Origin of the sequence: Isoptericola hypogeus, assembly GCF_039531145.1 — a bacterium.
GTDB lineage: Bacteria > Actinomycetota > Actinomycetes > Actinomycetales > Cellulomonadaceae > Isoptericola > Isoptericola hypogeus.
Genome location: NZ_BAAAPM010000003.1, coordinates 669,979 through 695,935, shown reverse-complemented (window position 1 = coordinate 695,935; position 25,957 = coordinate 669,979). Strand labels below are relative to the sequence as shown.

Annotated in this window: 27 protein-coding genes and 1 pseudogene; 16 read left to right on the top strand and 12 right to left on the bottom strand. The window is 74.3% G+C overall.

Annotated elements, in window-relative coordinates; translation table 11 throughout:
• Positions 1 to 2: 2 nt before the first annotated feature.
• Together ABD254_RS05510 and ABD254_RS05505 are read right to left on the bottom strand one after the other, a co-directional pair.
• Positions 3 to 884, bottom strand: a complete 882-nt coding sequence (locus ABD254_RS05510) for an alpha/beta fold hydrolase (RefSeq protein ID WP_344246411.1) — start codon at positions 882 to 884, stop codon at positions 3 to 5.
• A 34-nt stretch (positions 885 to 918) separates the two neighbouring features.
• Positions 919 to 1,542 carry a nuclear transport factor 2 family protein gene (locus tag ABD254_RS05505; protein WP_344246409.1) on the bottom strand — a complete coding sequence of 208 codons (624 nt, stop codon included), beginning with the start codon at positions 1,540 to 1,542 and terminating at the stop codon, positions 919 to 921.
• A 76-nt stretch (positions 1,543 to 1,618) separates the two neighbouring features.
• Here ABD254_RS05505 and ABD254_RS05500 point away from each other — a divergent pair, with 76 nt between their 5' ends.
• The 3 genes from ABD254_RS05500 to proC all read left to right on the top strand — a co-directional run bounded on the left by ABD254_RS05500 (position 1,619) and on the right by proC (position 5,614).
• Complete coding sequence (locus tag ABD254_RS05500; protein WP_344246407.1) at positions 1,619 to 4,168, top strand: LuxR C-terminal-related transcriptional regulator; 2,550 nt, start codon at positions 1,619 to 1,621, stop codon at positions 4,166 to 4,168.
• A 69-nt stretch (positions 4,169 to 4,237) separates the two neighbouring features.
• Positions 4,238 to 4,645, top strand: a complete 408-nt coding sequence (locus ABD254_RS05495; protein WP_344246405.1) for a cupin domain-containing protein — start codon at positions 4,238 to 4,240, stop codon at positions 4,643 to 4,645.
• A gap of 168 nt (positions 4,646 to 4,813) precedes the next feature.
• A complete protein-coding gene (gene proC, locus ABD254_RS05490; protein ID WP_344248504.1) occupies positions 4,814 to 5,614 on the top strand; it encodes a pyrroline-5-carboxylate reductase in 801 nt (266 codons plus the stop codon).
• Between the two features lie 67 nt (positions 5,615 to 5,681).
• On the opposite strand, the gene ABD254_RS05485 is transcribed toward proC, so the two are convergent.
• Genes ABD254_RS05485 through ABD254_RS05475 form a run of 3 tightly spaced genes read right to left on the bottom strand, consistent with a single transcriptional unit; the run spans position 5,682 to position 9,147 of the window.
• Positions 5,682 to 6,908, bottom strand: a complete 1,227-nt coding sequence (locus tag ABD254_RS05485; RefSeq protein WP_344246404.1) for a CehA/McbA family metallohydrolase — start codon at positions 6,906 to 6,908, stop codon at positions 5,682 to 5,684.
• On the bottom strand, positions 6,905 to 7,729 hold the full coding sequence (locus tag ABD254_RS05480; protein ID WP_344246402.1) for a ChbG/HpnK family deacetylase: 825 nt from the start codon (positions 7,727 to 7,729) through the stop codon (positions 6,905 to 6,907). Before ABD254_RS05480 ends, ABD254_RS05485 begins: the two co-directional genes overlap by 4 nt.
• Positions 7,726 to 9,147 carry an MFS transporter gene (locus ABD254_RS05475; RefSeq protein WP_344246400.1) on the bottom strand — a complete coding sequence of 474 codons (1,422 nt, stop codon included), beginning with the start codon at positions 9,145 to 9,147 and terminating at the stop codon, positions 7,726 to 7,728. The genes ABD254_RS05480 and ABD254_RS05475 overlap by 4 nt, the downstream gene beginning before the upstream one ends.
• A gap of 125 nt (positions 9,148 to 9,272) precedes the next feature.
• Between ABD254_RS05475 and ABD254_RS05470 the strand changes: the two genes are divergently transcribed.
• The 3 genes from ABD254_RS05470 to ABD254_RS05460 are packed head-to-tail and all read left to right on the top strand — an operon-like array spanning position 9,273 to position 11,405.
• Entirely contained in the window at positions 9,273 to 9,929 is a 657-nt protein-coding gene (locus ABD254_RS05470; protein WP_344246398.1) for a TetR/AcrR family transcriptional regulator, read from the top strand.
• Positions 9,919 to 10,686, top strand: coding sequence for an ABC transporter ATP-binding protein (locus tag ABD254_RS05465; RefSeq protein WP_344246396.1), 768 nt, complete (start codon positions 9,919 to 9,921; stop codon positions 10,684 to 10,686). The genes ABD254_RS05470 and ABD254_RS05465 overlap by 11 nt, the downstream gene beginning before the upstream one ends.
• A complete protein-coding gene (locus ABD254_RS05460) occupies positions 10,683 to 11,405 on the top strand; it encodes an ABC transporter permease (RefSeq protein ID WP_344246394.1) in 723 nt (240 codons plus the stop codon). The genes ABD254_RS05465 and ABD254_RS05460 overlap by 4 nt, the downstream gene beginning before the upstream one ends.
• A 66-nt stretch (positions 11,406 to 11,471) precedes the next feature.
• On the opposite strand, the gene ABD254_RS05455 is transcribed toward ABD254_RS05460, so the two are convergent.
• The 3 genes from ABD254_RS05455 to ABD254_RS05445 form a co-directional block, all read right to left on the bottom strand.
• Positions 11,472 to 12,875 carry a phytase gene (locus ABD254_RS05455; RefSeq protein ID WP_344246392.1) on the bottom strand — a complete coding sequence of 468 codons (1,404 nt, stop codon included), beginning with the start codon at positions 12,873 to 12,875 and terminating at the stop codon, positions 11,472 to 11,474.
• A gap of 75 nt (positions 12,876 to 12,950) precedes the next feature.
• Positions 12,951 to 13,625: a potassium channel family protein gene (locus tag ABD254_RS05450; RefSeq protein ID WP_344248503.1), complete on the bottom strand. Its 675-nt coding sequence runs from the start codon at positions 13,623 to 13,625 to the stop codon at positions 12,951 to 12,953.
• Positions 13,626 to 13,701: 76 nt separating this feature from the next.
• Positions 13,702 to 15,066 carry a TrkH family potassium uptake protein gene (locus ABD254_RS05445; RefSeq protein ID WP_344248502.1) on the bottom strand — a complete coding sequence of 455 codons (1,365 nt, stop codon included), beginning with the start codon at positions 15,064 to 15,066 and terminating at the stop codon, positions 13,702 to 13,704.
• Positions 15,067 to 15,200: 134 nt separating this feature from the next.
• Between ABD254_RS05445 and ABD254_RS05440 the strand changes: the two genes are divergently transcribed.
• Positions 15,201 to 16,376 (top strand): acetoin utilization protein AcuC, encoded by a 1,176-nt coding sequence (locus ABD254_RS05440; RefSeq protein WP_344246390.1) that lies wholly within the window; start codon positions 15,201 to 15,203, stop codon positions 16,374 to 16,376.
• On the opposite strand, the gene ABD254_RS05435 is transcribed toward ABD254_RS05440, so the two are convergent.
• Both ABD254_RS05435 and ABD254_RS05430 read right to left on the bottom strand, forming a co-directional pair.
• Positions 16,373 to 17,599 (bottom strand): MFS transporter, encoded by a 1,227-nt coding sequence (locus tag ABD254_RS05435; RefSeq protein ID WP_344246388.1) that lies wholly within the window; start codon positions 17,597 to 17,599, stop codon positions 16,373 to 16,375. The genes ABD254_RS05440 and ABD254_RS05435 overlap by 4 nt on opposite strands.
• Positions 17,599 to 18,234, bottom strand: a complete 636-nt coding sequence (locus ABD254_RS05430; protein ID WP_344246386.1) for a GntR family transcriptional regulator — start codon at positions 18,232 to 18,234, stop codon at positions 17,599 to 17,601. Before ABD254_RS05430 ends, ABD254_RS05435 begins: the two co-directional genes overlap by 1 nt.
• A gap of 216 nt (positions 18,235 to 18,450) precedes the next feature.
• On the opposite strand from ABD254_RS05430, the gene ABD254_RS05425 reads away from it, so the two are divergent.
• Positions 18,451 to 18,549: a 30S ribosomal protein bS22 gene (locus tag ABD254_RS05425; RefSeq protein ID WP_003792170.1), complete on the top strand. Its 99-nt coding sequence runs from the start codon at positions 18,451 to 18,453 to the stop codon at positions 18,547 to 18,549.
• Positions 18,550 to 18,682: 133 nt separating this feature from the next.
• Here the strand turns inward: ABD254_RS05425 and ABD254_RS05420 are convergent, their stop codons facing one another.
• Positions 18,683 to 19,489: an HAD family hydrolase gene (locus ABD254_RS05420; RefSeq protein WP_344246384.1), complete on the bottom strand. Its 807-nt coding sequence runs from the start codon at positions 19,487 to 19,489 to the stop codon at positions 18,683 to 18,685.
• Positions 19,490 to 19,524: 35 nt separating this feature from the next.
• Between ABD254_RS05420 and ABD254_RS05415 the strand changes: the two genes are divergently transcribed.
• Complete coding sequence (locus tag ABD254_RS05415; protein ID WP_344246383.1) at positions 19,525 to 19,842, top strand: glutaredoxin family protein; 318 nt, start codon at positions 19,525 to 19,527, stop codon at positions 19,840 to 19,842.
• 19 nt (positions 19,843 to 19,861) lie between these two features.
• Positions 19,862 to 20,530: a redox-sensing transcriptional repressor Rex gene (locus ABD254_RS05410; protein WP_344246381.1), complete on the top strand. Its 669-nt coding sequence runs from the start codon at positions 19,862 to 19,864 to the stop codon at positions 20,528 to 20,530.
• Between the two features lie 76 nt (positions 20,531 to 20,606).
• Here ABD254_RS05410 and ABD254_RS05405 read toward each other — a convergent pair whose 3' ends face one another.
• The gene (locus ABD254_RS05405) at positions 20,607 to 21,155 is read right to left on the bottom strand and encodes a YceI family protein (RefSeq protein ID WP_344246379.1); all 549 of its coding nucleotides are present in this window, start codon (positions 21,153 to 21,155) and stop codon (positions 20,607 to 20,609) included.
• Between the two features lie 148 nt (positions 21,156 to 21,303).
• Here ABD254_RS05405 and ABD254_RS05400 point away from each other — a divergent pair, with 148 nt between their 5' ends.
• The 6 genes and pseudogenes from ABD254_RS05400 to ABD254_RS05375 form a co-directional block, all read left to right on the top strand.
• The gene (locus ABD254_RS05400) at positions 21,304 to 21,771 is read left to right on the top strand and encodes a MarR family winged helix-turn-helix transcriptional regulator (RefSeq protein ID WP_344246377.1); all 468 of its coding nucleotides are present in this window, start codon (positions 21,304 to 21,306) and stop codon (positions 21,769 to 21,771) included.
• Positions 21,772 to 21,888: 117 nt separating this feature from the next.
• Positions 21,889 to 22,533 carry a histidine phosphatase family protein gene (locus ABD254_RS05395; RefSeq protein WP_344246375.1) on the top strand — a complete coding sequence of 215 codons (645 nt, stop codon included), beginning with the start codon at positions 21,889 to 21,891 and terminating at the stop codon, positions 22,531 to 22,533.
• Complete coding sequence (locus ABD254_RS05390; RefSeq protein ID WP_344246373.1) at positions 22,533 to 23,264, top strand: TlpA family protein disulfide reductase; 732 nt, start codon at positions 22,533 to 22,535, stop codon at positions 23,262 to 23,264. The genes ABD254_RS05395 and ABD254_RS05390 overlap by 1 nt, the downstream gene beginning before the upstream one ends.
• Positions 23,264 to 24,043, top strand: coding sequence for a cytochrome c biogenesis CcdA family protein (locus ABD254_RS05385; RefSeq protein ID WP_344246371.1), 780 nt, complete (start codon positions 23,264 to 23,266; stop codon positions 24,041 to 24,043). The genes ABD254_RS05390 and ABD254_RS05385 overlap by 1 nt, the downstream gene beginning before the upstream one ends.
• Positions 24,043 to 25,749 carry a cytochrome c biogenesis protein ResB gene (gene resB, locus ABD254_RS05380; protein WP_344246369.1) on the top strand — a complete coding sequence of 569 codons (1,707 nt, stop codon included), beginning with the start codon at positions 24,043 to 24,045 and terminating at the stop codon, positions 25,747 to 25,749. The genes ABD254_RS05385 and resB overlap by 1 nt, the downstream gene beginning before the upstream one ends.
• Before the next feature lie 2 nt (positions 25,750 to 25,751).
• Positions 25,752 to 25,957 (top strand): annotated as a pseudogene (locus ABD254_RS05375) (c-type cytochrome biogenesis protein CcsB); the annotation flags it as partial.

The following is a 25,957-nucleotide window of genomic DNA, read 5'->3' as shown; positions in this document are numbered from 1 at the left end:
CGTCACGCGGCTCGTCGGAACCAGTCGATCGCGAGGGCGGCGACCGCGGCTGGGGCGTCGTCGGTGATGAAGTGCGCGGCGTCGTCGACGTAGGCGAACTCAATTCGATCGGCGTACCGTTCCGGATCGCGGCAGACGCGCCCCACGAGCTCCGCGGTGAAGGGGCGGTCGCGGCGGCCGAACACGACGAGGGTCGGCACGGTGAGCCGTCGGCGGCGGTAGACCCCGCGCATCATGCGCATGGCCTCGGGCAGGACCATGCGGCGAGCGAGCGGGCGGACCGCGGCGTCGATGTCGGGCCGTCGCATCGGGGCGAGGTGCGCGCTGACGGTTGCCTCCGACATCGGAAGGGCGGCGTATCGCTCGTTGAAGTCTCCGTCCAGCACGGCACCTGGGCGGTGCCAGACGTACTTGGGCAGGTGCTGGAAGGCCGGGATGATCTTCGGGCTGAACGTGAAGAAGCCCGGCGGAACCGCGAGCTGCACCGCCGTCCTGACACGCTCGGGGTGGTCGTAGGTCAGCTGCATCGCGGTGATTGCGCCCATGTCGTGGGAGACGACGTGGGCGCGCTCGACGTGCAGGGCGTCGAGGAGGGCGAGCAGGTCTCGGAGCCGTGTCTCGCGCTCGATGCGCGGGTCGTCCGCGACGGTCCAGCCCGCCCCCCGAAGATCGGGGCAGAGGGCGCGGTAGCCGGCCTCGGCGACGACCGGGGCGACGGCGTGCCACTGCCACCAGTGCTGGGGAGCCCCGTGCAGCAGCACGACCGGTTCGCCCTCGCCGATGGCGGCGACGTGAGTACGCAGGCCGGGTGTCTCGACGACGTGATGCTCGAAGCCCGCGGCCTCCGGCAGCGGCGGTGACCAGGCTGGGGCGGGGGCGAGCATGGTGACTCCTCCGTGGTGGGTGAGGTCGAGCAGATCAGCGGGTGGGCGGCGGTGGGAAGCCGTCGACGGCGGTCGCCTGTTCGCGTACCACCTGCCACGCGCCGTCCCGGTTCTCGTAGTAGTACAGGTGCCACGTGTCGTGCTCGAGGAGCTCCACCGTCGCGACGACGACGGCGATCCGGGACTCGTACCAGAGCACGGCGGCGGTGCCGTGGACCCGCACCTCGATGTCCGAGATCGGCTTCCACACGAGGAAGTCCAGCTCCCCGGACTCCACGGCCGTGAGGAACTGGTCTCGTCCCATCGGCCCTCCAGGTGGTGGAACTACCTCGAAGTCGTCCGCATGCAACGGAGCGGCCCGGGCGACGTCGCCGGCGACCAGATGCTCGAGGCGCTCGAGCTCGATCTCACGCAGCTCCCTGGCCGCCGAGCCGTCGCGGGTCGAGTGCTCCCCGGCCGGGGCGGGCGGGAGGACCGGTCCCGGGGAGGTCGGCGTGGGCCCCGGGGACGGTGACGGCGCGGGGCCCGGCGTCGGCGCGGCGCTCCATCCGGTACAACCGCTCAGTGCGACCGCGGCGAGCACGACACCCACGGGCGCCCGGCCCCGACGGTGCCGGGGTGGCGCAACCCGGGCGCCCGGGGCGGTCGGAGTGTTCATGCACCGAGGGTCGCGCGATCCTGCCCCGGGGCCCCGAGTAGCGCGCTACTCGAATCGGGCTCGCTACCCTGAGACCGTGGAGCGGTCGTGGCCGCTCACGGGGCGGGACGACGAGCTGCGCAGGGTCGCGGCGGCGATCCGGCCCGGTGCGGCGGGAATCGTGGTGGCGGGTCGAGCCGGGGTGGGCAAGACCCGGCTCGCCCACGAGGCGGCGAGCCTCGCCGAGGGCCGGGGCGTCACGGTGGCCTGGGCGCACGGCAGCGCGGCGGCCAGACCCCTGCCCCTCGGTGCGTTCGCCGGCCTGCTCGACGTTCCGGCGGGTGACGCCGCCGAGACCATCGGCAGGGCGCTGGACCAGCTCGCCCGCATGCGCCCCCTGGTCCTGGCCGTGGACGATGCGCACCTGATCGACGAGCATTCCGCGATCGTGCTGCACCGCGCCGTGGAACGACGGCTGGCACCGGCGTTGGTCACGCTGCGGTCGGGGGAGCCGGCGCCCGGCACGGTGACGGCGTTGTGGAAGGACGAGCACCTCCCACGCCTGGACCTGGCGCCCTTGGACGTCGTCGAGACCACCGGCCTGGTCGCCCGGGTGCTGGGCGGTCCGGTCGACTCGGAGTCCGCACGTCGGCTGTGGGTCCTCACGGAGGGCAGCCCTCTGTACCTGCGGCACCTGCTGGCCGGCGAGGTCTCCGCGGGCCGGTTCGCGGCGTCGTCCGGGATCTGGCGCTGGACCAGCGAACCGGAGATCTCCCCGGGGCTGGCCGACCTCCTGGAGCAGGAGATCGGCGGGCTCCCGCCGAAGGTGCAGGACGTCGTGGACGTGGTCGCCCTCGCCGAGCCGGTGGCGGTCCCGACCCTGTCCGCGCTGACCTCGCCCGACGACGTGGAGGAGGCGGAGGGCCGTGGTCTGGTGCGTACCGATGGTCTGGTCGCCCGGCTGGCCCACCCTCTGTACGGCGAGGTCCGCCGCGCCGCGATGGGCACGCTGCGCGCACGCCGGCTCCGCGGCCGGGTGGCGCTGACCCTGGCCGAGGAGCCCGACCCGATACCTCGGGCCGTGCTCACCCTCGACTCCGACCTGCCCCCCGATCCCCAGATGTTCCTGCGGGCCGCGGAGGCCGCGACCCGGCTGTACGACCTCCCGCTGGCCGAGCGGCTCGCCCGGGCCGCCGCGGCCACCGCCGTCCCCGTCGCTCGGCTGGTGCACGCGGCGACCCTCTCCTGGCTCAGCCGCGGCGAGGAGGCCGAGGCGATCCTCGCGGACCTCGCCGGGAGCGCGCCGGACCCCGGGACGCGCGCCCAGGCGCAGCTGTACCGCACGGGAAACCTGCTCTTCACCATGTCCCGGCCCGAGGAGGCCCGCCAGGCACTGGCCGAGGCCGATGCCACCGGTGCGGCCCCGTTCCACGTCGCCGCGATGTCCCTCGCCCTGGCAGTCGCTGCGGGCGACCTGACTCCCGCGCTCACCCGCGGTCCACGGCTGCTGCACGACGAGCTGCCCGACGATCTGGCCCGCATCCTGGTCGCCTCGGCGGTGTCTGCCGCAGCTGCCGTCACCGGAGAGCGCGCGCTGCTGGACGACGCCGCGGACGTCGGAGGTCTCACCGCGGACCGGGTGCCCACCGTCATTCCCGGGTTCGGGCTTGCGGACTACCAGGTGCTCGGCGGGCGGCTCGCCGGGACTCCCGATCGCGCCGACGTCCTCGCCGGAAGGATCCGGGCCGCCTCCGCCGACCTCCCGGGCCCGGCCCGGCTGATGGGGCTCGTCGTCGCCGGCCATGCCGCTCTTGCCGGTGGTCGGGTCCGCGACGCGCTGATCCTCCTTCGCGAGGCGTGGGCCGGGCTGTCGGGCTCCGGGCACGAGTTCCGGTTCCGCTGCCGCACTCTGCTGGCGATGGCCCTCGCGCAGGCGGGCCAGGCGACACAGGCTGCTCCCCACGTGTCCGGCGTCGGCGCCGAGCGCCATCCTGCCTATCGCATCTTCGAGCCCGACGACCTGCTGGCGCGGGCATGGGGAGCGGCCGCCGAGGGATCGAGGACCGAGTCCCTGGGTCATGCCGTCGCCGCGGCCCACGTCGCCCGGGAGTGTCACGCTCCCGCCTTCGAGGTGCTCGCGTGGCAGACTGCGGTCCAGCTCGGCGACGAGTCGGCGGCACTGCCCCGCCTCGAAGAACTCGCCTCCCTCAGCCCCCGGGCCGTCGTGGCTCTCGCCCACGCACGGGCATGGACGGCCGACGACGGCGCGATGCTGTGCGAGACCGCCGAGGCATGGACCCGGCTCGGTGATCTCGTCGCCGCCGGCGACGCGGCGGCACAGGCGGCCGACGTGCTCCGTCGTCAGGGGCGACAGGGCTCGGCCCTCTCTGCCGCAGCCCTCGCCGAGAGGCTGGCCGTCCGGTCGGGCGCCCGGACGCCCGCTTACGCGATCGCCGTCCGACCGCTGCCCCTGACCGTCCGCGAGCGCGAGATCGTCGAGCTGGCCGCCCGGGGCCTGTCCAACAAGGTCATCGCGGAAAGGCTGACCGTGTCGGTGCGGACCGTGGAGGGACACCTCTACCGGGCCGGCCACAAGCTCGGCGTCTCCGAGCGCACCGCCCTGCCGGCCGTGCTGGGGATCGAGTAGTCCGTTACCCGCAACCGGGGCGCCGCGCGGGCCGAGGCTGGTCGCACCATCCAGGCCCAAGGAGGAGCCATGATTACTATCCACGTCCCGCCGGGAGAAGGCCGGCACCACCGGATGATCGACGGCGACCACATCGCGAAGGCGGTGGTCCGGGACGACGCCGGGGCCTTCGAGGTCTTCGAGGTGATCGCGCCCGCAGGCCCGATGGCACCCCCGCATGTCTCGCCCTGGACCGGTGTGATGTTCCTGCTCGAGGGCCAGGTCACGGCGCTGGTCGACGGCACGTCGTACGACGTGGAGCCCGGCGGGCTGGTCGTCTTCCCGGCCGGGACGCCGAGCACCTTCGCGGTCGTCGGGGAGTCCGCCCGGTTCCTGGCGATCACGTCCGGCGACGGCGCCGGCCGGTTCTTCGCCGACTTCGCCAGCACCGTGCCGGTCGGCCGGCGGAGGAGTCGACGGCCGCGATCCTCGAGGTGACCCAGCGGCACGGCGTCTCGCTCCCGGACGCGGACCCGGACCGGCAGTCGCTGTGACACTCCGCGGTCCTGGTTTCCGCGGGAGGTCCAGAGGGTCGGCGGCCCTTCCCGGGGACGTACCGTGGTCCCCGTGAGCGAGCAGACGGAGCAGCAGATCAGCGGCGTGAGGATGGCTTTCCTCGGCACGGGGAACATGGGCGAGGCGGTGCTGGCCGGGGCGCTGGCGGCCGGCGTCGCGCCGCAGGACGTCGTGGCGACGACGCGGCGTGAGGAGCGCGCGGAGCACCTCGCCGAGCGCTTCGGGGTGCGCACGACGTCGGACAACGTCGAGGCCGTGGCGGGCGCGCACGTCGTCGTGGTCGGCGTGAAGCCCAAGGACGTGGGCGCGATGCTCGACCGGGTCGCGGGCGCGCTGGAGCCCGGCGCCGTCGTCGTGAGCGTGGCCGCGGGCCTGCCGCTGTCGTTCTTCGAGCAGCGCCTGCCCGCCGGGACGCCGGTGGTGCGGGCGATGCCGAACACGCCCGCGCTGGTGGGCGCGGGCGTCACCGCCGTCGTCGGCGGCAGAGCGGCCCGCGAGGACGACGTCGCGCTGGTGGAGCGGGTCCTGTCCGGCTCCGGGCACGTCTTCCGCGTCGCGGAGAAGGACATGGACGCCTTCGGCGCTCTCGCCGGCTCCGGCCCGGCGTACGTCTTCTACGTCGTCGACGCGATGGCGGAGGCCGGCGTGCTGCTCGGCCTCACGCGCGACGTCGCCCGCCGCCTCGCCGTCGAGACCGTGCTCGGCTCGGCCAGGCTGCTCGACGAGACGGGCGAGCACCCCGTGCTGCTGCGCGAGAAGGTCTCCTCGCCCGGCGGCACCACCGTCGCCGCGCTGCGCAAGCTCGACGACGGCGGCGTCCGGGCGGCGTTCCTCGACGCCCTCGAGGCCGCTCGCGACCGCTCCCGCGAGCTGGCGGCCGAGCACGCCTGAGCTTCGTCGGTCGAGCTTGTCGAGACCACGTCCCGGGTTTCGACAGGCTCAACCGGCGTGGCAGGGGTCACCGCGTGATCGCGAGCACCTCGCCGGCGGGGCTCTCCAGCCGGAACGGCCCGCGCCCGGCCCGCTCGGCGGGCACGACCACGCGGTCGCCGTGCAGCATCCGCCGCCGGCCGTCCAGGTCGCCGAGGACGGTCCCGTCTGCGGCGAGGGCGACCAGGTCGTCGCCGAGCCGCACCAGCGCGGGCGCGTCGGGCGTGGGCAGGCGCGTGATCGCCGCCCGGCCCGCCCGGAGCCCGTCGAGGATGCCCTCGGGGCTGTTCTCCTCGGCGGCGACCCACGTGACGGGCGTCCCCGGCAGGTAGCCGTGCCGCGGGTGGTGGTAGTCGCTGCCGCCCAGCAGGGTCACGTCGTCGCGCCAGCGGGACAGCAGCGTCCAGGGCGCCGTCGCCGTCTGGTCGCGGAACCAGGTGACGTGCCACAGCTCGAGCGCGTCGGGCAGGGCGGCCAGCGGGTGCTGCCACGCCCACTCCTCCTGCAGCGGGTGGTTGACGCTCAGGACCCCGCCGCGCTCCGCGACGGTCTCGACCCAGCGGTCGGGGTGCTCGCGGAAGTCCACCCAGCCGATGTCGCCGAACGCGTTCGCGTGCCCGCGCGCCGTCGTGACCTCCTGGCCGGGCAGCAGCGTGATGCCGTGCGTGGCGCCGACCCCCGCCAGCAGCGGGTGGTGGGAGACGGTGTTGTGCTCGGTGACCGCGAGGAAGTCCAGGCCGTTGCCCACCGCGAGCGCCGCCAGCTCCCCGAGGGACTGCTCGCCGTCGGAGTGGTTCGAGTGGGCGTGGAAGTCGCCGGCGAACCAGGTGAGGCCGTCCAGCGCGGGCAGGCGGCGCGCGCTGGCGCGCGGCGCCTCGGGCCGCGGGGTGCCCGGCGGCTCGGGCGGCACGCCGGGCGACGCCGTCAGCTCGACGGTGACCCGCACCTCGACCGGCTCCACCGGCAGCCGGTACAGCCCGAGCTGGACCCGCCACTCGCCGGGCTCGAGCTCGCCCGGGACGTACCCCGGGGTGGCGGCGTCGCGCCCGACGACGAAGGTGGTCCGGGCCCCACCGGACCACCCGCGCCACCCGGCGGGCCCCTCGAGCCCGAGGTCGACGACGGCGGCCTCGCGGTCGTACTCCACCGTCACCTCGACGCCGGGCTCGCCGTCCACCTCGAACGCGACGGTGCGCAGGTCGTCCGCGAGGAGGTCCTCCAGCCCGAGACGCAGCGTCCGCACGAGGCGCGTCACGACGACCACCCGCTCGTGAGCACCACGCCGGACCGGTCCAGCGCGGCGTGCCACGTCGGGTCGCGCAGCAGCCGCGCCTCCCAGGCACGGACGACGTCGGCGACGCCCGGGGCGTCGGGGGTCGAGGGGTGCAGGAACAGCTCGCTCACTCCTTCGGGCAGGTCGTCCAGGCGGGCGACGAGGTCGGCGCGCAGCGACTCGTAGCTCCCGAGGTCGGCCGCCGTGCGCCGGTTGGTCCAGACGGTCGCGGGCAGGGCGACGCCGAGCGCGTCGGCGAGCGCCACCGCGCGGGCGTGCACCTCGGCCAGCGGCGCCGGGGGCGGCCCGCCCAGGTAGGGCGCGGGATCGCGGGGGAGCCGGAACGCCAGGCCGTGCCGCGCGCACCACGCGATCCCCTCGGCGAGGAACGACCGGCCGTGCAGCCCGTAGAGGGTGCCGGCGTGCGAGTCGGCGACGACCGGACGCAACCCCTGGTCGCGCACCCAGGCGAGCTGGGCGTCGAGCTCGGCCTCGACGTCGGCGGTCTCGGCCCGGGCGCCCACGACGTGGGGGTCGTCGGGCAGCGCGCCGTCGGGCCCGGCGAGGCTCGCGCCGCCGGACAGCGGGTGCCACGGGGGCAGGCCGCGCTCGCCGTTGAGCGTGACGTGCAGGTGCGGCACGAGACCGGCCTCGCGCGCCCGGCGCGCGGCGTCGGCCGACCCCGGGGCGGCGGGGATGAGGGTGGTGGCGGTGACGTGCCCGGCCGCGGCCAGGTCGAGGACGACGCCGGTCGAGGCGGTGTCGCGGCCCAGGTCGTCGGCCGTGATGACCAGGCCCCTCACCGCGCGGGCTCCTGGTCCGCCGGATCCGGCCCGGCACCGTCCGACCCGCCGCCCGCCGCGTCGCCGTCCGACCCGTCACCGCCGGCGGCGACGGCGTGGTCGGCCGGCGGAGCGGGCACGGACACGAACCGGGACGCGACGGCGCCGATCGTCGTGAGCACGAACGGGTACACGCACAGGTACATGCGGAACGCGAGGCCAGGGTCGTCGCCCGGGTCGGCGCCGGAGTTGTAGCCGAAGAACACCCCGAGCGACGTCAGCGCGAGGCCGATCAGGACGCCGTTGAGCCGCCCGAAGAACCCGAACGCGGACAGGAAGAGCCCTTCCCTGTGCTCGCCGTGCGTAGCGGCGTCGGAGTCGAGCACGCGGGCCACGATCAGGTCGTTGGTGGCGAGCATGCCCGACCACCCGATGCCCACGACGGCGCCCGCGATCATGGCGGTCACCAGGCTGTTCGCGAAGAAGAGCCCGGCGAAGCTCACCGCGAGCACGGCGTAGGCGACGCGCCACGTCCACAGGGCGCCGCGGCGGGCGACCACGCGCGTCCACACCGCGAGCCCGGCGGCCGAGACGAGGATGACGACGGCCTGCAGGTACAGCGCGTTCTCCACCCGCAGTCCGAGGGAGTACCGCACGTACAGCTGCACGCCCGACAGCACCAGGCCCATGGCGATGGCGTAGCAGGCGCCGACCAGCCCGACCTTCCAGAACAGCGGGTTGCGCAGGATGGCGAGGATCCCGGACCACAGGGCCGGCCGCTCGTGGGTCGCGTACCGCGGGTTCTCCCGGATCCCGAGGGTCATGAAGAGGATGACCGCGCAGGCGAGGACGCCGTACAGCGCGGCCGTGGTCCGGAACCCGTCCGTGGTCTGCTCGGTGCCGAAGACGCTGGTGGTCAGTAACGGCGTCACGGCGAGCGAGAGCACGAGCGCGACGAGCTGGAACCCCTGCCGCAGCCCGTTCGCCACCGCGCGCTTCTTCTCCACGGGGAAGAGCTCGGGCAGCAGCGCCCCGTAGTTCGCGTTGAGCATGGAGTCGAACGCCTCGCACAGGATGGCGAAGACGGCGAACCACAGCACGAGCCCCACGCCGTCGAGGCCCGACGGGACCGAGAACAGGGCGATCATGCTCGCCGCGAGCAGGGGGCCGGCGACGACGAGCCACGGGCGGCGCCGGCCGAACCGGGTGCGGGTGCGGTCCGACAGGTAGCCGAGCACCGGGTTGTCGATCGCGTCGATCACCGCGTAGACGGTCATGACGATCCCGTAGGCGCGCACGTCCAGCCCGAGGATGTCGACGTAGTAGAGGATCACGGACCCTCGGACCAGGTTGATCGGGATCGAGGTGCCGAGCATGCCGATCGCGTACCGCCAGGGCGGGGTGCGCGCCGCAGTCGTCACGTCGCTCGTGTCGCTCACCTGCTGCTCACCATCGCCTCCGCGCCGCCCCGGCCTGGCGACCGGTGTGTGCCAGGCCACACAGTAGAGCACCGCGGTGACACGTTCGGCCGCCCCGCGGGGCGGGACGCTGGCACGATGGCGAGGTGCCCCGAGTGCCTGCCCCCGCGACCCGCCGCGGCCGTCGTCCCGCCGGTCACGACACCCGTGCGACGGTGCTCGACGCCGCCCGCGCCGAGTTCCTCGAGCGCGGCTACGAGGCGGCGTCGGTGCGCGCCGTCGCGCGCCGGGCCGGCGTCGACCCGGGCACCGTGCGGCACTGGTTCGGCGACAAGACGCACCTGTTCACCGCCACCCTCGGGCTGGCCGACGTCGACCCGGCCGCCGTCGTGCGGGCTGCCACCGACGGCCCGGTCGCCGGGCTGGGGGAGCGGCTCGTGCGGGCCGTCGTGACCGTCTGGGACACGGACTACGGGGACACGGTCCGGCTCGTGATCCCCGCGGTCATGTCCGACCCGGGGCTGCGCGCCCTGCTGCCGCAGTTCCTCGGCGCGGAGCTGCTCGGCCCGATCGTGCGGCGGCTCGAGGTGTCCAACGCGCGCCTGCGCACGTCGCTGGTCGCGTCCCAGATGGCCGGCGTCCTCATGACCCGCTACCTGGTGCCGATCGAGCCGCTGGCCTCGCAGCCGCCGGAGCGCGTCGCCGCGCTCGTCGGGCCGACGCTGCAGCGCTACCTCACCGATCCCCTCCCGGCCGTTGCGCACGGGCCCGCGGAGGAGCAGAATTCATCGCATGGTGAATAACGACGTCGCCGTGCGGGCGCGGGGGCTGCGCGTCGTGCGCGGCGGGCGCACGATCATCGACGGCCTCGACGTGGCCGTCCCCGCGGGCCAGGTGGTGGGCCTCCTCGGGCCGTCGGGCTCCGGCAAGACGACCCTGCTGCGCGCCGTCGTCGGAGTCCAGGCGCACGTCACCGGCGAGGTCACGGTGCTCGGCGAGCCCGCCGGGTCGCCCGGGCTGCGGCGCCGCGTCGGCTACGTGACCCAGGCGGCATCGGTGTACACGGACCTCACGGTGGTGCAGAACCTCGGCTACTTCGCGCGCCTGTCCGGCCTGCCGGGTCGCGGCGCCGACGCCGCCGTCCGGCGCGCTGTCGCCGCCGTCGACCTCGGCGGCCACGAGAAGCAGCGCGTCGGCACGCTGTCGGGCGGCGAGCGGTCGCGCGTGTCGCTGGCCGCCGCGCTCGTCGCCGACCCTGAGCTGCTGGTCCTCGACGAACCGACCGTCGGCCTCGACCCGGTGCTGCGGCGCGACCTGTGGGCGATGTTCCGCCGCCTCGCCGCCGAGGGTCGCACGCTGCTGGTCTCGAGCCACGTCATGGACGAGGCCACGCAGTGCGACCGGCTGCTCCTGCTGCGCGACGGCGAGCTGGTGGCCGACACCACGCCGGCGGACCTCCTGGAGACCACGGGCGCGCCCGACGCCGAGCGCGCGTTCCTCGCGCTCATCGACCGCGCCGAGGGCGCCGGCCGCGCCGCCCAGGGGGAGGGGACCCGATGACGCTCACCACGACCACCGCGAGCCGGGTGATCGCCCAGCTCCGGTTCGACCGCCGCACCGTGGCGCTGATCCTCGTGCTGCCGTGCCTGCTGCTCGGGCTCATCGCGTGGATGTTCGACGGCACCCCCGTGCTGGACCAGTTCGGCCCCATGCTCGTGGGGCTGTTCCCGCTCATCGTGATGTTCCTGGTCACGAGCGTGGCCACCCTGCGCGAGCGGCAGTCGGGCACGCTCGAGCGGCTGATGACGACGCCGCTGCGCAAGGGCGACTTCGTGGCCGGCTACGCGCTGGCCTTCGCGGCGCTGGCGCTGCTGCAGGCGCTCGTCGTGGTCGGCTTCGCGCTCGCGGTCGGCATGGACGTGCTCGGGCCGCTGTGGCTCGTCGTCGTGGTGGCGATGCTCGACGCCGTGCTGGGCTGCTGCCTCGGGCTCGCGGCCTCCGCGCTCGCCCGCAGCGAGTTCCAGGCGGTGCAGATGATGCCGGCGATCATCTTCCCGCAGCTCATCACCTGCGGCCTGATCATGCCGCGCGACGAGATGCCCCAGGTGCTCGAGTGGCTCTCGCGGGTCTTCCCCCTCACGTACGCCGTCGAGGCGATGCAGCGGCTCGCCGCCGGCGGCGAGTGGGCCGACGTCGCCGGGGACGTCGGCGTCATCGCGCTGTTCATCGTCGGCGCCGTGGCGCTGGGCATCACGACGCTGCGACGTCGCACCGCCTGAGCGCCCGCCGGTCGAGCCCGTCGAGACCCGGAGACGGTCTCGACAGGCTTGACCGAAGGTGCTCGCTCAGCCGGCGAAGCGTGGGTCGTTGCCGGCGCGGGTGTCGACCGCCAGGTGCAGCTCGCGCGCGACGTCTCCCCACGACACGTACGAGAACCCGGTCGCGTCGCCTCGGCCGGCCTCGACGTCGTCGCCGGTCTCCGGCTCGTCGTGCGTGACGAGCAGGCCCTCGTCGTAGGTGCCCACGGGCCGGTTGGTCACCGCCAGGCCGTCGGAGCCGTTCACGTCGTCGACGCCGTCGCCCGCGACGCGGAACGACCCGAGGAACCGGTTGCGGCCGGTCGTCGAGTAGACCGCGTACCGGTCGTCGCCCTGGCTCGAGACGATGACGTACCCCGTGCGTCCCGGGCCGTGCCAGACGTCCACGCCCTCCGCGTCGGCGGTGAGCAGGTCGCCGCCGAACGGGTTCGACGCGACGGCGTCCTCCTGGGACGCGCCGCCGGCCGGCGCGCACTCCTCGGTCTCGGGGTCGTACACGTCGTGCACGCCGAAGTCGGTGACCCTGTCGATCAGGCGCGGGGTGCCCGACCCGAGCGGCAGGGGTACGCGCCACACGCCCACGTCCTCCTGCGCGGCGTACAGCACGCCCGTGCGCTGGTCCACCGACAGCCCCTCGAGCTGCGGCCCGACCCCGGGCTCCTCGCACGGGGTCCAGGTGCTGCCGCCGGGCAGGGCGAACGACGCGGGCAGGTCCAGGTGCCGGGCGCCGGCGTAGCCGATCGTGGCGTCGCCGCCCGGCACGAGCCGGACCGTCGCGACCCGCGTCGTGCCCTCCTGCGTCACCACCGCGTACGCCGGCCCGCGGTCCGGCTGGTACACCGCCAGGCCGTACGCCGTGTGCTCCGAGGTGACGCCCTCACGGTCGGGCTGGAACAGGAACGGCAGCCCGGGTGCCGTGATCTCGGTGAGCGGCGTGTCCGCCTCCGCGCCGTCCGGGTCGACGGCGAAGAACCGCAGCTGGTCGTTGTAGCGGTCCGAGACGACGGCGACGTCGACCGTCTCGCCGCCGACCTCCAGGCCGTAGGCGATGTCGACGTTGTTGAACCGCCCGTCCACGCCGTCCGCGCGGGGCGCCGGGGTGGCGGCGACCGACTGCAGCTCGTGCGCGCGCATGTCGTACACCCGCAGGCCGCCCTCCTTGGCGGTGACGACGACGATCGACTCGTCCGCGTCATCCGGGTGCACCCAGATCGCCGGGTCGTCGCCGGACGCGCTGCCGCCCTCCGCGTCGTCGTACAGCGGCGGCGTCTCGACGTCGGTGGTGACCGTGGCGACGCCGTCGCGCGAGCCGTGGCCGTGGCCGCCCTGGCCGCCCTGGCCCCAGGCGGCCGACGCCGGGACGAGCGCGAGGGTCGGCAGCAGCAGGAGCGCCGGCAGCGCGGAACGTGGGGCAGGTCGTCGTGATCGCATGGACGCCGATCCTGGCCGCGCCCGGGGACGACCCGGCGTCGGCCCGGAGGCGCGACGATGGCCGGAGGGTGAACGTCAGGGTCGTGCCGAGAACCGCTCCAGCAGCTCGGCGTGGCCGGAGCAGACCAGCAGGTCGTTGGAGCTCACCCGCGTCTCCGGCGTCGCGTACGCGAACTCCACGCCCGGCGACTTCACGCCGATGACCGTCACGCCGTACTTCTTGCGGATGTCCGACTGCGCGAGCGTGAAGCCCTGCATCTCCTTCGGCGGCCGCATCTTGACGATCGTGAACCCGTCCTCGACCTCGATGTAGTCGAGCATCTTGCCGCTCACGAGGTGCGCCACGCGCGACCCGGCGTCCGACTCCGGGAAGACGACGTGGTGCGCGCCGATGCGGGTGAGGATGCGGCCGTGCTCGGCCGAGATCGCCTTGGCCCAGATCTGCGGCGTGCCCATGTCCACGAGGTTGCCCGTGATCAGCACGGACGCCTCCAGCTCGGTGCCCACGCCGACCACGGCGACGCCGAAGTCCCGCGCGCCGAGCTGTTCCAGCGCCTCCGGGTTGGACGCGTCGGCCTCGACGAGCGGCAGCCGGCCGGACCACTGCGCCACCAGCCGCTCGTCCCGCTCGACGGCGAGCACGTCCTGGCCCAGCCGGTCGAGCGTCGACGCGATCGCCGAGCCGAACCGGCCCAGCCCGACGACGAGCACACCGGCGTCCCGCTCGCGGACCTTCTTCTCGGGCACGATGCTCCTCTCTGGTGGTCGGGCCTGTCGAAACGCAGGAGTGGTCTCGACGGGCTCGACCGACGAACGCTGTTGCGCCTCACCCGACGATCGGACGTTCCTCGGGGAAGCGTACGATGCGCCGCCGGTCGCGCAGCGCCAGCGAGCCCATGACCGAGATGACGCCCACGCGGCCGACGAACATCAGGCCGCTCAGCCAGTACTTGGCGGGGTCGGGCAGGTCGGGCGTGATCCCGGTGGACAGGCCGACCGTGGCGAACGCCGAGATCACCTCGTACAGCACCTCCGCCATGCTGAACGGCGTCAGCCGCAGCAGCGCGAGGCACGACACGAGCACCGCGGTCGCGCCCATGAACACGACCGCGATCGCCAGCCGGATCGTGTCCCGGGGAATCCGCCGACCGAACGCGTCGGTGTCCTTGTCGCCGCGCGCCTCGGAGAGGATCGCGAGGAGCATGACGGCGAGCGTCGTGACCTTGATGCCGCCCGCCGTCGACGCGGACCCGCCGCCGACGAACATCAGCGCGTCGGTGACCAGCCACGTCTCCTGGTGCATCTCGTGCACGTCGACGGTGCTGAACCCGCCGGACCGCGGCATCACCGACGCGAAGATCGACGACAGCACCCGGGTCGCGCCGTCCTGCGCGCCGAGGGTGGCGGGGTTCGACCACTCCAGCGCGCCGATGAACAGCGCCCCGCCGACGAGCAGCCCGAGGCTGGTGGTCACCGTCAGCTTGGTGTGCAGCGAGAGGCTCCGGATCCAGTGATGGCGACGACGGCGGTGCGTCATGATGTTGAGGATCACCGGGAAGCCCAGCGAGCCGACGAACACCCCGACGGCGATGGGCATCAGCACGAGCCAGTCCGACGCGAACGGCATCAGGCCGTGCTCGGTGGGCACGAAGCCGGCGTTGTTGAACGACGAGATGCCGTAGAACACCGCGTGCCAGGCCGCGAGCCCCGCCGGGTCGCCCAGCGCGAGGAACCGCGGGAACAACAGCAGCGCGATCGCCACCTCGATCGACGTCGCCGTGATGATGATCGTGCGCAGCAGGGCGCCGACCTCGCCAAGCCGCTCGGTCTTGGTCTCCGACGCGGTGAGCAGCTTCTGCGTCAGCCCGAGCCGGCGCGACACCGCCAGGCCCAGCAGGGACGCGAGGGTCATGACCCCGAGCCCGCCGATCTTGATGCCGAGCAGGATGACGACGCGCCCGTACTCGGACCAGTAGGTCGCGGTGTCGTGGACGACGAGGCCCGTGACGCAGACGGCCGACGTCGCGGTGAACAGCGCGTCCACGATCGACGCGCTCCGGCCGGACGCCGTCGCCCACGGCGGGAGGAGCAGCAGCGTGAACAGGGTGATGACGGCCGCGAAGACCGTCATCGCCAGGCGGGCCGGGTACTCGCGCGCGGCCCGGTCCACCCAGCCGCGCAGCGCGAGCATGCGGCCGCCCCACGTCGTCGCCACGCGCCCCCCTCTCGACCTCGTCGATCGACCGTCCTTCGCCCGCGACGCGGCCCGTCTCGGCGACGGACCGCGCGGCCCCAGCCTGCCACGCCGTGGGCTACGGTGACGGGATGCGCGTCGCCCGGCTGCTGTGGAGCCCCGAGCTCCTGCGCTACGACTTCGGCCCCGGGCACCCGATGGCCCCCGCCCGGCTCGACCTCACGATGCGGCTGGTCCGCGAGCTCGGGCTGCTCGAGGCGCCCACCCTGGAGGTGGGCGACGTCGTCCCCGCCCCCGACGCCGTCGTGCAGACCGTGCACGACGCCGAGTACGTCGCCGCCGTGCGGCGCGCGGCTGCCACCGGACAGCCCGACCCCGCGCGCGGCCTCGGCACCGAGGACGACCCGGTGTTCGCCACCATGCACGAGGCCGGTGCCCGGCTGGTCGCGGCGTCGGTGGACGCCGCCGAGTCGGTGTGGTCCGGTCGGGTCGCGCACGGGGTGAACGTCGCCGGCGGGATGCACCACGCCCACCGCGGCGCGGCGTCGGGCTTCTGCATCTACAACGACGCCGCCGCGGCCGTGCAGCGGCTCCTGGACCTCGGCGCCGAGCGGGTGGCGTACGTCGACCTGGACGCCCACCACGGCGACGGGGTCGAGGCGATCTTCTGGGACGACCCGCGGGTGCTCACCGTCTCCCTGCACCAGGACGGGCACACCCTGTTCCCCGGCACCGGGAACCCCGGCGACACGGGCGGGACGGCGGCCCAGGGCACGGCCGTGAACGTCGCGCTGCCGCCGCGCACCGACGGCTCGCGCTGGCTGCGTGCGTTCGACGCCGTCGTGCCGGCCGTGGTGCGCGAGTTCCGCCCGCAGGCGATCGTCTCGCAGCACGGCTGCGACGCGCACGGCAACGACCCGCTCACCGACCTGGACGTGAGCGTCGACGCGCAGCGCACCGCCGCCCGCTGGGTGCACGACCTGGCTCACGAGGTCGCCGTCGGCCGCTGGGTCGCCCTCGGGGGCGGCGGGTACGCGGTGGTCGACGTCGTGCCGCTGGTGTGGGCGAGCCTCGTCGCGGAGGCGGCGCACGTCCCGCTGCCGCCTGGGCTCGAGCTGCCGGAGTCGTGGCGGCGGGAGGTCGAGGAGCTGTCCGGCCTCGACCCCGCGGAACGGCTCGGCGGGAGAGAGGTCGCGTGGCGCCCGTGGTCCGACGGCTACGACCCGTCCGACGACGTCGACCGCGCGATCCTCGCCACCCGTCGGCACGTCTTCCCCACCTGGGGCCTGGACCCCTACCGCGACTAGCTGCTCGCCTTGTGCGGCCCGGCCGGGAGGTGCCGCCGGGAGTTCGCCACCACGACGACGACGGAGACGGCGCCGAGCACGAGCAGGACGCCGAACAGCGCGGCCGTGCTGAACGGCGGAGTGACCGCCGCCATCAGCGCGGGCAGCAGGAACCCCGCGTACGCGACGGCGTAGAACACGCCGGTCAGGCCGGCCAGCTCGCGCGGGCCGGCGATGCGCTGCACCTCCAGCAGGCCGGACGAGAGCCCGACGCCGATGCCCGCGCCCGCGACCGCGGCGGCGGCGACGCCCCACCACAGGGAGCCGGCGGTGACGGCGGCGCCGACCGCCGCCACGGCGAGGGTGAGGACGACGACGGCCACCATGAGCCCCCGCGCGCTGTCGACGGCGTCGAGCCGCTTGGCGGCGGGCTGGACCACGGCGGCGACGCCCAGCGCGACCACGGTCAGGAGCGTGGCGTAGGCGACGCCCAGGTCGCCCGTCTGCTCTCGCAGCAGCACGGGCGCGTACCCGTAGGAGAGCGCCGCGGCGGCGAAGATCCAGGGCGCGACGACCAGCACCACCCGGGTGAACCGTCGGTGCCCCGCGGCCGGGAAGCGCAGCCGGGCGCGGAGCGGTCCGGGCACGCCCCCGCCCGTGCTCGTCTCCTGGACGCGCCGCACGAGGACGACGAACGGCGCGGTCACCACCAGGTGCACCAGGTACGGCAGCACCTCCGGCCACGGGCCCCACTGCGCCAGCGACCCGGCGACGAGCGCTCCCACCCCGGACCCGAGCGTGAAGGCCAGCGACGCCCGGCGCGCCCCGGAGCCGGCATCGGCGGACCGGTCGAACGGCACCTGGGACAGCTCCTTCAACCAGCTCGTGCCCACCGCCATCGCGGTGCCCACCGTGACTCCCGACAGCAACCGCCCGAGGAAGATCGGCACCGGGCCGAGCGCGCCGACGCCGCCGAGGGCGAGGACGGCGCTCGCGGCCATGGCGAGCAGGGTGCCGGCGAACATCACGGGCCGCCGGCCGTGTCGGTCGGACAGCGCGCCCGCCACCAGCAACGCCGGCGCGAGCCCCAGCACGTAGACCCCGAGGAACGCGTTGACGGTCGCGTCGCCGTAGCCGCGCACGTCCTCGTACATCAGCAGCATGGGGCTGAACTGGTTGCCGGCCCAGGAGCACACGAAGAGGGCGCCGAAGACGCCCTTCCAGCCGGCCGCGGAGGCCGGCATCACAGGATCCCGCGGTGGCGGCGCACATGCTCGCCCACGAGGCGGCAGAACTCCTCGACGTCGCCGCGCTCGGCGGCGGCGAGCATCGCCTCGTGGTCCCCCAGCGACGCCGCGACCTCCTGCGGCCCGACGTGCAGCAGCTGGCTGCGCAGGCGCTGCTGCCGGTCGCGCAGCAGGTCGTGGAACTGCAGGGCGGCCTGGTTGCGGGAGGCCCGCACGAGGATCGTGTGGAACGCGCCGTCCGCCGCCGCGAACGCGTCGACGTCGCCGGAGACCGCCGCCTCGCGCTGTACGCGCAGGTTCTCCCGCATGGCGTCGATCACGTCCGCGGGCGGGGCGCCGTGCGCCAGGGCGCGTCGCGCGGTGGAGGTCTCGATCGCCTCGCGCATCTCCAGCACGTCCCGGGCCTCGTCGGGAGCCATGGGCACGACGGCAGCGCCCCGGCGGGAGGCCACGACGAGGAGGCGCTCGGCGTCCAGGCGGAGGAAGGCCTCGTGCACCGGGGTGCGGCTGATGCCCAGCTCGGCGGCCACCACGCCCTCCGACAGGAGCTCTCCGCCCGGGATCTCGCCGGAGAGGATCTTGGCCTTGGTGTGCTGGTAGGCGCGGTCGGCGGCGCCGGGCGGAGTCGTCATCGCTCCGGACCGTAGGTTGCATGCAAGGTTGAGTGCAACTCGTTCCCGGGCGGTTCGGCGCGGTCGGGGAGCGTCCCCGTCGGGCCCGCGTTCGGGGCCACGGGATGCATCGGGTACGCTGAGGGACGGACTTTTCCGTGTTGGTCGGCTGCACCTGGTCACAGGGCTCGAGGGACCAACCGTGCTCCACCATCCGACCAGCATTGTGAGGACCTCATGGGCTCCGTCATCAAGAAGCGCCGCAAGCGCATGGCGAAGAAGAAGCACCGCAAGCTGCTTCGCAAGACGCGTCACCAGCGCCGCAACAAGAAGTGACGCCGCGCCCGCTCACTGAGCGGGCCGCACGCATCGAGCCCGGACCCTCTCCCGAGGGTGCCGGGCTCGTCGCGTTCCACCGGCGGTCGAGCTTGTCGAGACCTGGTTTCGACAGGCTCAACCAGCGACAGGCTCAGCGGCCGCGCAGCCGCCGGCTGATGGTGCGCAGCACGAGCCCGGCCACCCACGCGGCGCCCGCCCAGGACGCCGTCTTCATGCCCCGGCCGGCCACCCGCTGGCTGCGGCCGCGGAACTCCCGGATCGGCCAGCCGACGTCCTTGGCGTGCCGGCGCAGCCTGGCGTCGGGGTTGATCGGGCAGGGGTGCCCGACCGAGCGCATCATCGGCAGGTCGTTGAGGGAGTCGCCGTACGCGTACGACGCGGACAGGTCGATGCCCTCGCGCTCGGCCAGCTCGCGCACCGCGGCTCCCTTGGACTCGCCGTGCATGAGGTCGCCGACCAGCCGCCCGGTGTAGAAGCCGCCCGAGTGCTCCGCGATCGTGCCGAGGCAGCCGGTGGCGCCGAGCCTGCGGGCGATGAGCCCGCCGACCTCCACCGGCGTCGCCGTGACCAGCCAGACCTGGTCGCCCGCGGCGAGGTGCTCGTCGAGCAGGCGCTTGGTGCCCGGGAAGATCCGCAGCTCCAGGACGGTGTCGTAGACCTCCTCGCCGACGGCGGTGATCTCGGCCACCGAGCGCCCCGCGATGAGCGAGAGCGCCTTGCTGCGCACGGACTCGATCTGGGAGCGCGACTCGCCGAACGCGAGGTACTTCGCCTGGATGAGCGCGAACCGCACCAGGTCGCCGGTGCCGAAGAACCGCCGCTGGTAGAGGGCCCGGGCGAGGTGGAACGCGCTGGCGCCGCGGATGATCGTGTTGTCCACGTCGAAGAACGCTGCGGCCCGGACCGGCGGTCGAGGAGACTCGGCGGGCGACGGCATGCGGTCCACTGTATCGGCGCAGATACGCTGTGCTCGTGAGCAGGCCGCCAGGATCCGTCGACGCACCTCGTGTCGTCCTGTACACCCGGCCCGGATGCCATCTGTGCGACGACGCGCGGGCGGTCGTGGTCGAGGTGTGCGAGGCGGCGGGGGAGGCGTGGCGCGAGGTCGACATCGAGGTCGGCGACGCGGCGCGCGGTGGGTCGGACGGCGCGTCGGGCGGCGCGGCAGCCTCCGGGACGGACCTGGTGGCGAAGTACGGGGACTACGTGCCCGTCGTCGAGGTCGACGGCGTGCAGCAGGGCTTCTGGCGGGTGGACGGCGCGCGGCTCGCGCGGCGGCTGGCCGCCTAGCCCGGGGAGGGAATCGGACGTGATCGAGCTCGGTGAGGCGACGGTGCCGGCCGCGACGGTGGCGCGGCTGCCCTACTACCTGCGCGCCCTGCGCGACCTGGCGGACGCGGGGGTGACGACGACGTCCTCCTCGGAGCTGGCGGAGCGTTCCGGCGTCGGGTCGGCACAGCTGCGCAAGGACCTGTCGTACCTGGGGTCCTTCGGCACCCGCGGGGTCGGCTACGACGTGCAGTCGCTCGCGTCGTACATCGCCGCGGCGCTGGGGCTGGGGTCGGAGCACAAGCTCGCGATCGTCGGCATCGGCAACCTCGGCCACGCGCTGGCGAACTACTCCGGGTATGCGGCGCGCGGCTTCCAGGTGGCGGCGCTGCTCGACGCCGACCCGCAGGTCGTGGGGCGCACCGCGGCCGGCATCGTCGTCGAGCACGTGGACGCGTTGGAGCAGGTGCTCGCGCGGTGCGGCATCTCGATGGTGGTGCTCGCCACCCCGGGGCCGGTCGCGCAGGGCCTCGCGGAGCGGGTCGTCGCGTGCGGGGTGCGCGAGATCCTGTCGTTCGCGCCGGTGGCGCTGCAGCTGCCCGACGACGTCGTCGTGCGCTCCGTCGACGTGGCCGGCGAGCTGCAGATCCTCGCGTTCCACGCCGCCGCGCGCGCGGCCACGGACGGCTCGCCGGCCTCGCCGAGATAGGCAAGACGCTGTCGGTCGAGCCCGTCGAGACCAGGGGAGGGTCTCGACGGGCTCGACCGACGAGGGCGGTCCAGGGTCAGGCCTGCTTGATCGCCGAGACGTCGAGGGCGATCTTGACCTTGTCGCCCACCAGGACGCCGCCGGTCTCGAGGGCGGCGTTCCAGGTCAGGCCGTAGTCCTTGCGGGAGATCTCCAGCTCGGTCTCGAAGCCGGCGCGGGCGTTGCCGAACGGGTCGGTCGCGGTGCCGGCGAACTCGGTGGGGAGCTCGATGTCGTTCGTCACGCCGTTGATCGTGAGGGCGCCGTGGATGGTGTAGTCGTCCCCGTCGAACGAGATGCCCTTGGAGGCGAACGACCAGACCGGCTTCTCCTCGGCGTGCCAGAAGTCCGCGCTCTTGAGGTGCCCGTCGCGGTTCTCGTCACCGGTGCTCACGGACGCCGCGTCGAGCTCGGCGGTCACCGAGGACGACTCGAGGTCGTCGCCGACGACGATCGTGCCGGCGGTGATGGCGATCGTGCCGCGGACCTTCGCGATGCCCGCGTGGCGGACGGAGAAGGAGGCGGTGGAGTGCGCGGCGTCGATGGCGTAGGTACCGGCGGTGAGGCCTGCGGGAAGCGCGGTCATGGGTTCTCCTCGGTGTGGGGCGAGCGGGCTGGCGCGACCAAGATAGTTGAGCCCTCAACTATCGCGGTCGTGAGGCGTCAACACCCGGGTCTCGTAACCTATTCCCGTGGGTGCGGTCACGAGTGTGCGGGACGACGACGGGGGCTCGATGGATCACGACGCGGTGCGTTGGCTTGACGAGGACCAGCAGTGGGCGTGGCGCCGTTTCCTCGAGGGCACGTCGCGCTTCTTCGAGGCGCTCGGGGACGCGCACGACGAGGGCCTGCCCGTGACGCTCGGCGAGTACCACCTGCTGGTGCAGCTCTCCGAGGCGCCTGAACGCGCGCTGCGCATGTCGGCCCTGGCCGACTTCCTCGCCCTCTCGCGCAGCCGGCTCACGCACACCGTGGACCGGATGGAGAAGCGGGGACTCGTCACGCGGGAGCCGGTGCCCGGCGACCGCCGCGGCGTGCGCTGCGTGATGACCGACGCCGGGTACGACGCGCTCGTCGCCGCGGCGCCCGGGCATGTCACCGCCGTCCGGCGCCTGCTCGTCGACGTGCTCGACGCCGACGAGATGACCACCCTGGGCCGTGCGATGTCCAAGGTCGCGCACGCGGCGAAGGGCGCCGAGTAGCCCGCTGTCGTCCGCCCGCCGGGCCGGCCTGCCGCGCCGCGTGAACCTCGTCACCCCGGGGCCGGAGGCCCGCTGAGCGGGACCTGGGCGCTCCGGCCGTCTGGGACACTGGGAGCCATGGCCACCACCACCGTCCATCTCCTGCGGCACGGCGAGGTCCACAACCCGGACAGGGTGCTCTACGGGCGCATCCCCGGGTACCGGCTGTCCGAGCGCGGCCAGGCGATGGCCCGCCGGGTCGCCGAGCACCTGTCGACCGCGGGCCGCGACGTCGTCGGCGTCGTCGCCTCGCCGCTGCAGCGTGCCCAGGAGACCGCGGCCCCCGTCGCCGGGGCGTTCGGCCTGGAGCTGGCCACGGACGACCGGCTGGTCGAGGCCGGCAACCACTTCGAGGGCACCACGATCGGGTCGAACCCCGGCCAGCTCGCCCACCCCCGGTACTGGCGGTACCTGTGGAACCCGGTCCGGCCGTCCTGGGGCGAGGCCTACGCCGACCAGGTGACCCGGATGCGCGCCGCCGTCGACGACGCCCGCCGCGCGTACGCGGGTCACGAGGTCGTGCTGGTCAGCCACCAGCTCCCCGTCTGGATGGCACGCCGCTCCTTCGAGGGCCGGTCGCTGGCGCACGACCCGCGCCGCCGCGAGTGCGCGCTGGCGTCGCTCACCTCGCTGCGCTTCGACGACGACCGGTTCGTCGGCCTGCACTACACCGAGCCGGCCGCGGCGCTGCTCGCCGGCGCCGACCCCGTCCCGGGGGCATGATGCGCGTCGCCCGCCCCGCCGTCCCCCGTGGGGCTCCCGTTCGTCGTGCCGCCGCCACCGCGCTCGCCGCCGTCGTGACCGCGGGGCTGCTCGCGGCGTGCGGCGCCGAGGACTCCGGCGCGGACGTCGTCGGCCAGGGCTTCGTCTCGGGCGACGGGTCCGTCAAGCAGTGGGACGCGTCCGACCGCGAGGACCCGGTGACCGTCGAGGGCACCACCTTCGAGGGCGACGACGTGAGCAGCGCCGACTGGCTCGGCGACGTCGTCGTCGTCAACACCTGGTACGCCGGCTGCGCGCCGTGCCGCGCCGAGGCGCCGGACCTCGTGGACCTGGCGAACCAGCGCGAGGCCGACGGCGTGCGGGTGCTCGGCATCAACACCGAGGACGAGGCCGGCGCCGCCGAGGCGTTCCAGCGCACCTTCGAGGTGCCGTACCCCTCGATCGAGGACCGCAGCGGCGAGGTCGTGGCCAAGCTGTCGGGCGTCGTGCCGCTGCAGGCGGTGCCCTCCACCGTCGTGCTGGACGGCGAGGGTCGCGTCGCGGCGCGCGTCATCGGCCAGGCCGACGGCTCCACGTTGGAGGCGATCGTCGACGAGCTCCTCGCCGAGGATGACGGAGCTGCAGCGGAGGGTGAGGGCCGAGGAACGAGGCACTCGCCCGCAGCGGAGGCGCAGGCATCCTCGGCAATCGGCGCCGAGGGCGGCGGCGACGGCGGCGCGGAGGACGCCTGATGGGTGAGGCCTTCGCGACCACGGCGTTCAGCGGCTCGATGCTGCTGGCGCTGCCGGTCGCGCTGATCGCCGGGCTGGTGTCGTTCGCGTCGCCGTGCGTGCTGCCGCTGGTGCCGGGATACGTCGGCTACGTGAGCGGCATGGCGGCCGCGTCCACCGGGCCCGCGTCCGGGACGGGCGGCGCGCCGCGCGTGGCGCCCGGCCGCCGGCGGGTCGTCGTCGGGGTGGGCCTGTTCGTGCTCGGCTTCACGGCGGTGTTCGTCGCCCTGATGGCGGCGGCCGGCGCGCTGGGGTCCTACCTCGTGCGGTGGGAGGACGTCATCATGCGCGTCCTCGGCGTCGTCGTCATCCTCATGGGCCTCGGTTTCCTCGGCGCCGTGCCGTTCCTGCAGCGCGAGCGCCGGCTGCACCTCAGCCCCCGGGCAGGGATGTGGGGCGCGCCGCTGCTCGGCGTCGTGTTCGGGCTGGGCTGGACGCCGTGCATCGGCCCCACCCTCGCGGCCGTCCAGACGCTCGCGCTCGACGAGGCCTCGGCCGCGCGCGGCCTGGTGCTGGGCGTCGCGTACTGCGTGGGGCTGGGCGTGCCCTTCCTGCTCGTCGCCCTCGGCCTGCAGTCCTCGCAGCGGATGCTGGGCTTCCTGCGCCGGCACCGCCTGGCGATCCAGCGCCTCGGCGGCGGGCTGCTCGTGCTGGTCGGCCTCGCGCTGGTCACGGGCCTGTGGTCCGCGTGGACCAGCCAGCTGCAGGGCTGGATCGGCGGATTCGGGACGGTGGTGTGATGAGCGAGAAGACGACCTACCGCCCCGAGGGCATCCACGACGCCTTCACCGAGGGCGGCACGGGTGCGGACGCGGCGTCGCCCGGCGGCCCGTCGTCCGGCCGCCCGACCCTGCCGACGCTGGGCTGGCGCGGCATGCTGCGGTGGACCTGGCGCCAGCTCACCAGCATGCGCGTCGCGCTCATGCTGCTCATGCTGCTGGCCGTCGCGGCGGTGCCCGGCTCGGTGCTGCCGCAGCGCGGGCAGGACCCTGCCGCCGTGCTGGAGTACCTGGGCGACCACCCGACGACGGGCGAGTGGCTGGACCGGTTCGGGTTCTTCGACGTCTACAGCTCGGCGTGGTTCTCGGCGATCTACCTGCTGCTGTTCGTCTCGCTCGTGGGCTGCATCGTGCCGCGCACCCTGGTGCACGCGCGCAACCTGCGCGGGCGCCCGCCGAGGACGCCGGCCCGGTTCGACCGCTTCCCCGCGACGGCGTCGGCGACGACCGCCGCGAGCCCGGGCGCCGTCGTCGACGCCGCCGCGACCCTCCTGCGCGGCCCGCTGCGCCGGCTGCCCACGTTCCGCGTCGACGTCGGCGCCGAGGAGCCCCGCCGCGGTCGCCCGGCCACCCGCACCGTGGCCGCCGAGCGCGGCTACCTGCGCGAGACGGGCAACCTGCTGTTCCACCTCGCCCTGCTCGGGCTCCTCGTCTCCGTGGCGCTCGGGCAGCTGCTGCACTACCGCGGGCAGGCGATCGTCACCGAGGGCCGGGGCTTCGCGAACGCCGTCGTCGACTACGACACGTTCGAGTCCGGCGCGTGGTTCTCGCCGTCGTCGCTCGTGCCCTTCTCGATGACCCTCGACGAGTTCGACTCGGAGTTCGCCTCCGACACGGTCGCGTTCGCCCAGGCCCGGGACTTCACCGCGCACGTCACCGTGACCGAGCCCGAGGGCGACCAGCATGCCGAGACCATCAAGGTCAACCACCCGCTGAACGTCGACGGCTCCAAGATCTACCTGCAGGGCAACGGGTTCGCGCCGGAGATCACGGTCGAGGACGGCGAGGGGCAGGTCGCGTTCTCGGGCCGGGTGCCGTTCCTGCCCGAGGACCAGATGTACACGTCCCGGGGCGTCGTCAAGGTGCCCGACGTCTCGCCGGGGCAGGAGCAGATCGGCCTCGTCGGGTACTTCCTGCCGACGGCGGTCGTCGCCGAGGACGGGTCCGCGCGGTCCGTCTTCCCGCAGCCGAACAACCCGCTCCTGGTGCTCGAGGTGTACCGCGGCGACCTCGGCCTCGACGAGGGCGTGCCGCAGAACGTCTACCGTCTCGACACCGCGAGCCTCACGCCGTCGGTCGAGGAGGACGGGTCGACGGCCAAGATCCTGGTGCGACCCGGCGAGACCGTCGAGCTGCCGGACGGCCTCGGGTCGGTCACCCTGGCCGAGGACGTGCCGCGCTACGTCGCGCTCGACCTGCGGCACGACCCGTCGCTGGCGTTCGTGCTGACCTTCTCGCTGCTGGCCCTCGCCGGGCTCGCCGTCTCGCTCTTCACCCCGCGCCGGCGGGTCTGGGTGCGAGCATGGGTGCAGGCCGACGACGACGGCGTGACGACCACCCGCGTCGAGCTCGCGGGGCTCGCCCGCGGCGACGACGCCGGGCTGCAGCGCGAGGTCGACAAGGTGCTCGCAGCCATCCCCGAACGCTCCACCACCACGGAGGACTGACCATGCAGATCGCCGAGCTGAGCGTGCTGCTCGTCTGGGCTGCCGCGACCGCGCTGACCATCGCGCTCGTCGCGTTCGCGGTGGACCTGGGCCGCCGCACCGAGGAGCGCACCGTCGCCCGGGCCGACGCGCAGAGGCCGGTCGCCGTCGGCGCCGGCGCTCCCGGCGGCGCGGCCGCGGAGGGCGCGGGGGCGGCGTCGTCCGCGGA